6 protein-coding genes are annotated in these 6,255 nt (G+C 47.7%); 4 read left to right on the forward strand and 2 right to left on the reverse strand.

What is annotated here, in order from left to right; genetic code table 11:
* The 4 genes from L0156_10180 to L0156_10195 all read left to right on the forward strand — a co-directional run.
* On the forward strand, positions 1 to 871 hold an 871-nt coding region (locus L0156_10180; GenBank protein MCI0603370.1), incomplete at its 5' end, for an RNA polymerase sigma factor RpoD/SigA.
* Between the two features lie 82 nt (positions 872 to 953).
* Positions 954 to 1,184: a hypothetical protein gene (locus tag L0156_10185; GenBank protein MCI0603371.1), complete on the forward strand. Its 231-nt coding sequence runs from the start codon at positions 954 to 956 to the stop codon at positions 1,182 to 1,184.
* 179 nt (positions 1,185 to 1,363) lie between these two features.
* Positions 1,364 to 2,131: a carbonic anhydrase family protein gene (locus tag L0156_10190; protein MCI0603372.1), complete on the forward strand. Its 768-nt coding sequence runs from the start codon at positions 1,364 to 1,366 to the stop codon at positions 2,129 to 2,131.
* A 21-nt stretch (positions 2,132 to 2,152) separates the two neighbouring features.
* Positions 2,153 to 4,279 carry an RNA-binding transcriptional accessory protein gene (locus L0156_10195; GenBank protein MCI0603373.1) on the forward strand — a complete coding sequence of 709 codons (2,127 nt, stop codon included), beginning with the start codon at positions 2,153 to 2,155 and terminating at the stop codon, positions 4,277 to 4,279.
* A 13-nt stretch (positions 4,280 to 4,292) separates the two neighbouring features.
* On the opposite strand, the gene L0156_10200 is transcribed toward L0156_10195, so the two are convergent.
* Together L0156_10200 and L0156_10205 are read right to left on the reverse strand one after the other, a co-directional pair.
* A complete protein-coding gene (locus L0156_10200; GenBank protein ID MCI0603374.1) occupies positions 4,293 to 4,769 on the reverse strand; it encodes a DinB family protein in 477 nt (158 codons plus the stop codon).
* A 264-nt stretch (positions 4,770 to 5,033) separates the two neighbouring features.
* Positions 5,034 to 5,900 carry a helix-turn-helix domain-containing protein gene (locus tag L0156_10205; GenBank protein MCI0603375.1) on the reverse strand — a complete coding sequence of 289 codons (867 nt, stop codon included), beginning with the start codon at positions 5,898 to 5,900 and terminating at the stop codon, positions 5,034 to 5,036.
* Positions 5,901 to 6,255 lie beyond the last annotated feature (355 nt).

Genomic DNA, 6,255 nt, shown 5'->3' on the forward strand with positions numbered 1-6,255 from the left:
AAAAATGGAATCTAAAAAAAAGAAGCGTTCAAAAACGAACAGCAGCCGCGAACCCTTACAGTCTTATTTGAACGAAATCTCGGCCATTCCCCTATTGACCATAGCAGAAGAAAAGGAACTGGGCTCCCGCGCTCAACGCGGCGAAGAACTGGCAATTCAAACGCTTGTGGCATCCAATCTGCGTTTTGTTGTGAAAGTTGCAAAAAGGTATCGTGCTTTTGGAGTTCCCTTTCTAGATTTGATCAATGAAGGGAATCTTGGCTTGATGCAGGCAGCAAAGCGCTTCGATCCCGCCAGAAACATCCGTTTTATCTCCTATGCAGTATGGTGGATCCGCCAATCTATGCTGGACCTTTTGTCGAGAATGGGACATCCATTTCGATTGCCGGTAAAGGTGCACAATACGCTTTACAAAATCGGCATCACGACCTCCGTGTTAACAAATGATGCTCATGAAAAACCGACGATTCAGGCTGTGGCAGATGGGATAGGACTTAGTGTCGAGGACGTTACGGATATTTTAAAGATTTGCGGAGAGCCGGTGTCGTTGGATCAGCCTTTAAAAGACGGCGAGCAAACCTTTCAAAACATTTTGCCCGAGGTCAATGGCGCAAAAGCTTATGAAGGTTTGATGCAGGATGCAAGGAAACACGACCTGAAAGAGATACTGGGTGATCTTCGCGAGAAAGAGCGACAGGTGATTAGTTTGCGCTTTGGTCTGGATCACGAAAAATGTTACACGTTGAAGGTTATTGGAGAAATCATCGGTGTCTCCCGCGAAAGAGTGCGTCAAATCCAGGAAAAAGCTCTCGCAAAGCTACGAAATAACTCCAAAGCGAGATCGCTATTCGTCGAGGCCCTTTCCGCTTAAAACTCTACCCAATTTTCAACTCGAAGATGAGTGAGATTCAAATGCAGGCGGTTTCGTGTATCCTAAGCTTTAGGAGGTAGATATGGGTCAAGAACAGGAAAATGTGACTAAACTTCAACACGCTTACAAACAATGGAACGATACGCGTGGCGCGAGCATTCAAACTTGGATGGATTTGATGTCAGAGGACGTGCGATTTCGATCGCTTGCAGGTGGGGCCGCTCCGATGGAGTTTACTCTTGAGTGCTGTTCCAAACAGGATTTGGAACGATACTTCCAGGGTCTGGGAGCGGATTGGGAAATGATTCATTGAGACGCCGAAAGCAGATTTCTTCACCTTTAGAAACGGAAAAATTGCAGATTTCTTCGAATTCTACGATACAGCGAAAGCTTTTGCCGGAGCGTTGCCGTAGCGATTACTCTTTTTTACCCGCAGACTTCAGCTTAACGCTTCAAGTGTTAAGATGTAATTCCTAAACACGGGAGATTTCGATGAGATACTGCTTTCAGCTTCTGGTCATGACTATTTTCACTCTATGCGGAACTTGGGTGCAAGGTACGGAATTCGGCTATTCAGGAGACATCGGCCCGGGATACTGGGGTGAACTCGACCCTTCCTGGATAGCCTGCAGCACCGATTTGCGGCAAACGCCAATCGACATCTCTCGAGCCACACTGGATAATGCACTCAAGTCGCTTGATCTCGAACTGCGTGATACTGAAATCGAATTAATCAACAACGGTCATACCATCGAGCAGGAATACGAACCCGGCAGCACTCTAAGTTTGAACGGAGTCATCTACGACCTCCTGCAATTCCACTTCCATACCTTTTCGGAACACACCGTTCGGGGAGTTCGGTATCCAATGGAAATGCATGCTGTTTTCAGAAATCCGGAAACCGGCAACCTGGCTGTGCTTGGAACGTTCTTCAGAATCGGAGGCGAGAACAAATTCCTGTCGGAGTTTGACGACCATTTACCACAAAAGGACGGAGATCACTTCACCTCCGAACATCACATAAACATAGCCGATGCCCTGACGGAAACATCTTCCTACTACACTTACGATGGTTCACTCACCACGCCTCCCTGCTCCCCAATTGTGACGTGGTTCGTACTCAAAGAGGCTGCCACAATATCCGAAGAACAGTTCCATTCATTCCAAAACATCATGGGCAATAACTTCCGTCCACTGCAACCTCGCAACGATCGAGTAATCCGCACAACCGCCAAAGGAGGAGTACATAAAGGCCAGTAGTTCGTTACGCGTTCGACTCTCATGCACCAAACGCATTTTCTTAAGATTTCGCGGGAATTAAACGTCAGTGAAGGTCAGGTGCAGGCGGTTGTTCGGTTGCTCGAAGAAGGGGCAACCGTTCCTTTCATTGCGCGCTATCGCAAAGAAGCGACGCGCTCTCTGGACGAAGTAGCGATTACTGCGATTCGTGACCGTTTTGACCAGCTCGTGGAGCTGGACAAAAGACGAGAAGCGATCCTGAAATCGATGGAAGAAAGCGGCAAGATCACGCCGGAGCTGAAAGAAAAGATTCTGGCGGCCGAAACAATGGTGGTTCTGGAAGATATCTACCTCCCCTACAGGCCAAAACGCCGGACAAGAGCGACGATAGCGAGAGAGAAAGGACTGGAGCCTCTTGCACAGCTGATTTTTAAACAGGGACCGGGGGATCCGCAGAACATCGCGCTTCCCTTTGTGATTCCCGAGAAAGGCGTCGAATCTGTAGAAGATGCACTGTCCGGCGCCCGGGATATCATCGCGGAATGGATTAACGAAGATCAGTTTGTGCGCACAAAAATGCGCCGGCTGTTCGAATCAAAGAGCACTTTCAAGTCCCGCGCAATTTCCGGAAAAGAGGAAGAAGGGAACAAGTACAGGGATTACTTTGAATGGGAGGAGCCGGCATTGAAGGCGCCTTCGCATCGCGTGCTCGCAATGAGGCGCGGTGAAGAGGAAGGCTTTTTGAGCCTTCGTGTTTTGCCTCCGGAAGAGGAAGCAATCGCGTTGCTGGAAACGCTTGTTGTCAAAGGTCAGAGTTTGAGTTCGGAACAAGTGAGAGTTGCATCACGTGATTGCTACAAAAGGCTTTTGTCTCTTTCGATGGAAACGGAGATCAGAGCAGCGACAAAGAAGGAAGCGGACCAGGAAGCGATCAGGGTCTTCGCTGAAAACCTTCGCCAGTTGCTGCTCGCGCCACCGCTGGGACAGAAGAAAATTCTGGCGATCGATCCAGGATTTCGCACAGGTTGCAAAGTGGTTTGTCTGGATAAACAGGGAAAACTGCTGCAAAACGACACAATCTTTCCGCTGTCCGATGCGGGCCAGGCCAAAGCCGCTGAAACGATTACACGGCTTTGCGAAAAATTCCATATTGAAGCAATCGCCATCGGCAACGGCACAGCCAGCAGAGAAACGGAAACATTCATCAAGAAATTGCAATTGCCTACAAACATCACAATCGTGATGGTGAATGAGAGTGGCGCATCGGTTTATTCGGCATCCGAAGTTGCGCGCGAAGAATTTCCGGATCAGGATGTGACCGTTCGCGGAGCGGTTTCAATCGGCAGAAGATTGATGGATCCGCTGGCGGAGCTTGTTAAGATCGATCCGAAATCGATCGGTGTAGGACAATATCAGCATGATGTGGAACAGGGACCGCTGAAACGGTCGTTGGATGATGTTGTGATGAGCTGCGTCAATGCTGTCGGTGTTGAAGTCAATACCGCGAGTAAAGAGCTGCTGATGTATGTATCGGGACTCGGACCGCAACTTGCGGCGAATATCGTGAAGCACAGAAATGAAATGGGACCATTCCCTTCACGCGCGGCGTTCAAGAAAGTGCCGAAGCTGGGGCCGAAGGCATTCGAACAATGCGCCGGATTCTTACGGATTCGCGACGGGAAAAATCCTCTGGATGCCAGCGCTGTGCACCCGGAGAGTTATCAAATCGTGGATGCGATGGCGAAGGATCTCAACTGCTCCGTGCGAGATCTGATCCAGAATCAGAATCTACCGAAGTCGATTGAACTCGAAAAATACGTAACCGGGTCCACCGGCATTCCTACACTCAGCGATATTCTGAATGAACTTTCGAAACCGGGGCGGGATCCACGCAAACATTTTGAAGTATTTCACTTTGCTGAGGGAATCGAAAAAATCGAAGATGTGAAACCCGGGATGAAACTGCCCGGCATCGTCACGAACATAACTGCGTTTGGAGCTTTTGTGGATATCGGGGTTCACCAGGATGGACTTGTTCATATCAGTCAGCTCGCGGACCGGTTTGTAAAGGACCCAAACGATGTGGTTAAGGTGCACCAGAAAGTTACCGTCACCGTTCTGGATGTCGATCTGCAACGCAAACGGGTCTCCCTTTCGATGAAGAAATAAGTCCGAACGCCTGTCAAGAAGACCACAAGCCAAGCAGTCTTCGGACCGCGATTAGATCAGCAACATGATATGCGTTGTGATCGGCAACGAGCAGCAGTTCGCGAAGGATGGTCTGGCCAGTGCCCCACGGAATCATAGCATAAAGATCGATCTCTGGTTTGATGGCAAGTGACGTGAGATCCTCACGATCCTTTCTGTATGCCGCAATACTTTTATTCCAAGCATCCACTGCGTTTGGCGCAATCGTATTGGGCCAGTAGTCTTCGAAGCCGCGCTCTTTGTATTCAGGATTACGGCAAAAGTCCAGGATGTCATACTGGCAAAGACGCAAATGTTCCAGAATCTGCCAGGCTGAATAAGGAAGACCCGCGGGTTGCACGCCCTGCAAATCGGGTGGAATGCCCTGGATCGCTTTATCGAAACTTACATGCGCGTCTTCCCAATCGAGCAATCGACGCAATTGTTTTCGAAGCAACTCATCTTTTTCCATATTGTCCTCACCTCTACAATATAATTTCATTGTAAATGGTGAGTTCTGCAAACTTTTTGCTTCCTAAAAAATGGGGACTAAGTGTCCCTTCCCATAAATATGATGACATATGGCGCGAGCGCCGGGCAGGCAGATGCGAGGCGCCTCGACGCAGTCGATGCCCCAGTGCATCGTCGAGGAGCGGCAACGAAGCAGATGCCTGCCGCCGCTGCGAGCCAGCAGCATATGTCATCATATTTATGGGAAGGGACACTAAGGATCCGGTTAACGCTTGACCTTCTTGGCGTGAAAATGCAATGGATCCCTCAAGTTTTGCAGTTCACGATAATAATAAAAGGCGTTGGGTCTTTTTTCATGGAATTTTAGTTGCTTCAAGAACTTTACCTCCTCTTCTGTTATGTTCTTGCTCAGCGACTGATCGCTCAGAAAATCTTTTAATCCGGGTTCTTCTACGGATCCGTTAGATTCGATTTCAACAAAGGCGAATCTTTTTAGCCGTTCTTCGCCCTGGCTAAAACTTAATACGATGGTCATTTCCAATGTGACGAGGTCAATATCCCATGATTGAATCAGAGGCCTTAGAAAGTAGATAGCGTTCTGGCTGGACAGATTGAAAATATCCGAGTCTAGGAATTCAAGAACGATGACACGCATTTCTTCATAGCTTTTGTGGTTCGCTCGAGCAACAAGTCGCAGCCAGGTTTCATTATTCCAAGCCTGCTTGGTCATGTCTTTTGCGACATCGAGCAGTTTCTGCGTTATGATTCGCTCAATTTCACCGAAAGGCTCTTTCTCAAAAATGTGATGCATCTCGTTGCGTTTAACTGGTACGCATTTTCGAAGAATCAGCTCCCGAACTTCTCCAAACAATGGGACCGTCGGGTAATCAAATTTGCGCTTTAGTTCTTGCTTATGCTGCAAATCAGCAAGCTTAGAAAGATCTCCGGCTCCGAGTTTTAGGAATTTTTCCATCTTCCGGTATATATCAGTCCTGCTTGGAGATGGTGGACTCTTCTTCCTTTTTAGCAACTGCGAGATGAACGAGGGCGTCACCGATAACGCTGCGGCAAGCTCCTTTTGTTCGTAACCCAGTGTTTCGAGCCTGGCTCGTATAAGTTCTGCAATATCCATGCTAAATTCGATGCTTAACTAATGTTAGTTAAATAATACTCAACTTTATGACTGAGTCAAGTTAAGTTTTCACAAATACTTCTGGCCTAGATCCCTAAAGCTGAGAAGGTTATGAAGATCAAGAATTAATTGACAAGTGGACATAATTAACCTATTATAGTTAAGTAATCCTAAACAAATAACCAGCTCCAAGTTCTTATAACTTCCAGCTCCTTACAAATCAAGACCAGGAGGTTTGATATGTATGCACGAATCGTTAGTATGAAATTAAAGAAAGATGCCGAGACGGAATTTACTAAAACATTCGAAAACGAGGTTTTACCTAAGCTGCGTAAGCAGAATGGTTTCCGTGATG

Source organism: bacterium (assembly GCA_022616075.1).
Taxonomy (GTDB): domain Bacteria; phylum Acidobacteriota; class HRBIN11; order JAKEFK01; family JAKEFK01; genus JAKEFK01.